General features: G+C 61.5%; 3 protein-coding genes. All 3 read left to right on the forward strand.

Features of this window, described 5'->3' with window-relative positions; all coding sequences use genetic code 11:
* A partial coding sequence (locus tag EN879_RS31240; protein WP_127274493.1) for a heavy metal translocating P-type ATPase occupies positions 1 to 1,311 on the forward strand: 1,311 nt, incomplete at its 5' end.
* Positions 1,308 to 1,463 carry a cbb3-type cytochrome oxidase assembly protein CcoS gene (gene ccoS / locus EN879_RS31245; RefSeq protein ID WP_013524995.1) on the forward strand — a complete coding sequence of 52 codons (156 nt, stop codon included), beginning with the start codon at positions 1,308 to 1,310 and terminating at the stop codon, positions 1,461 to 1,463. The genes EN879_RS31240 and ccoS, both read left to right, overlap by 4 nt.
* A gap of 183 nt (positions 1,464 to 1,646) precedes the next feature.
* Positions 1,647 to 2,719, forward strand: a 1,073-nt coding sequence (nirK, locus tag EN879_RS31250; protein WP_127274494.1) for a copper-containing nitrite reductase, incomplete at its 3' end; no start/stop codon positions are given.

The raw sequence follows: 2,719 nt of genomic DNA on the forward strand, positions 1-2,719 counted from the left end.
CCGCTGACGATTGAGGCGACAGCCGCCGCGAAAGATTCGTTTCTGGCGGAAATGGTTCGGCTCATGGAAGCCGCTGAGGGCGGTCGCGCGCATTATCGCCGGATCGCCGATCGCGTTTCAGCGCTCTATGCTCCGGTGGTTCATCTCACCGCCTTCGTGACTTTCCTTGGCTGGATGGCGGCGACGGGCGACTGGCACCGGGCGACAACCATCGCCATTGCCGTTCTGATCATCACCTGCCCGTGCGCGCTCGGCCTCGCCGTGCCGATCGTGCAGGTGGTCGCCGCGCGGCGCCTGTTCGAGAACGGCATCATGGTCAAGGACGGTTCGGCCATGGAGCGCCTGGCGACGATTGATACAGCAGTGTTCGACAAGACCGGGACCCTCACGCTCGGCCAGCCCCGGCTGGTCAATGCGGGCTCGATGGATCCGGGCATGCTGGCAGTCGCGGGAGACATGGCCGCGCATTCCCGCCATCCGTTTTCAAGGGCCATAGCCGGCTTTGCCGCTCCTGGCGCGCGGCACAAATTCGATACCGTGACCGAGCATCCAGGGTTTGGCATCGAAGCCACCGACGCCGGAAGCACTTGGCGGCTAGGTCGACGCGGATGGGCTGGATGGAAGGCCCGGACCGGTGGTGAAGGCAAACATGGCTATGGCGGAACGGTGCTGACAAAAGACGGGCTCATTGTCGCGACCTTCAATTTCGAGGATGCGCTGCGCGCCGACGCCGGCTTGGCGATCAAGCGATTGAGCGACGCCGGGGTGTCGGTGCAGATGCTGTCGGGCGATACTGCGGGTGCCTGCGGTGAAGCCGCCGAGATGCTGGGTATCGAGGACTTCGTTCCGTGCCTGTTGCCATCCGGCAAGGTCGAGCGCATCGAGACCCTGGCGAAAGACGGACACAAGGTTCTGATGGTTGGTGACGGCCTCAACGACACGCCTGCACTGAGCGCGGCGCATGTCTCGATCGCACCGGCCACCGCCGCCGACATTGGCCGCAATGCGGCCGACTTCGTATTCCTGCGCGAAAGCCTTCTGGCTGTGCCTCTCGCGCTGGATGTCTCGCGCAAGGCGGGACACCTGATCCGCCAGAACATCGCGATTGCGATCGTCTACAATGCCGTCGCCGTGCCGATCGCCATCCTGGGCCACGTCACGCCTCTTATCGCAGCGATCGCCATGTCCGCTTCATCGCTGCTCGTGATCGGAAATGCGCTGCGTCTGCAGAGTTCCAGGCCAAGTTCGCCGGTGAAAAATGTTCGGCGCGACAGGCGTTCCGATATCACCAAATTGGCCCAATCCTCATGACAACCCTTGCCTACCTCATACCTGTGGCCCTCTTTCTTGGCGCGCTTGGCCTGGGGGGGTTCCTGTGGGCTTTGAAGAGTGGCCAGTACGAAGATCTCGACGGCGCCGCCGAGCGGATCCTTATCGATCGGGAAGACAAGATCGGCAGATAGCGAAGTGCTGGCAAAATAACCGGACCACGACCGTCTCCACCTTGACTATGACGCGCCAGATCGGTGTCCGAGAATCTTAGGTCTCCAAAATGAACTCCACCAATTTGCGCCAGCGCAAAGAAACGCTGCGTCAGGTCAGCTAGGTTCTGCTCATCCGCAACGGTTGAGAGATAGGAGACTGACATGATCACGCGACGTGAAGCTCTGTTCGGGGCAGCGATCGGCGCTGCCGCCGTGGCAGCACTACCTGCATTTTCGGCACCTGTGACAAAGGCGGACATTCGAGGGCTCGCCCGCGAAAAGATCAAGCTCGTGGCACCGCCGTTCGTCCATCCGCACGATCAGGTCGCCAAGGGTGGACCCAAGATCGTCGAGTTCACCATCACGATCGAGGAAAAGCCTCTTGTCATCGACGCCGACGGCACGACGCTCAATGCGATGACCTACAACGGCTCGATCCCCGGCCCGCTGATGGTCGTTCATCAGGACGACTATCTCGAGCTGACGCTCATCAATCCCGACACCAACTCACTCGCCCACAACATCGACTTCCACGCCGCGACGGGCGCTCTGGGTGGTGGCGGTCTCACGCTGATCAATCCCGGCGAACAGGTGACCTTGCGCTTCAAGGCGACGCGGACGGGAACGTTCGTCTACCACTGCGCACCTGGTGGCGCGATGATCCCTTGGCATGTCGTCTCCGGCATGAGCGGCGCAATCATGGTGTTGCCGCGCGATGGGCTCAGGAACGACAAGGGCGAGCCGGCCAGATACGACAAGATCTTCTACATCGGCGAGAACGACTTCTATATTCCGCGCGACGAGAAGGGCAATTTCAAGAGCTACGAATCTGCCGGCGACGGTTACGATGACATCGTCAAGGTCATGCGCGGGCTGATCCCGACGCATGTCTTGTTCAACGGCAAGGTAGGTTCCCTGACCGGCGACAACGCCATGAAGGCGAAAGTCGGCGAGACCGTGTTGATCGTCCATTCACAGGCCAACCGCGATACCCGGCCGCATCTGATAGGCGGTCACGGCGACTATGTCTGGGAACAGGGCAAATTCGCCAACCCGCCGGCCAAGGACCTGGAAACCTGGTTCATCCGTGGCGGCTCGGCGGGCTCGGCGCTGTATACGTTCCTGCAGCCAGGTGTCTACGCCTACGTGAATCACAATCTGATTGAGGCCGTGGAACTCGGAGCGACCGCTCACTTCATGGTCGAAGGCGAGTGGGATGCCGACCTGATGACGCA

This window comes from Mesorhizobium sp. M7A.F.Ca.AU.002.02.1.1, from assembly GCF_003998535.1.
GTDB lineage: Bacteria > Pseudomonadota > Alphaproteobacteria > Rhizobiales > Rhizobiaceae > Mesorhizobium > Mesorhizobium ciceri.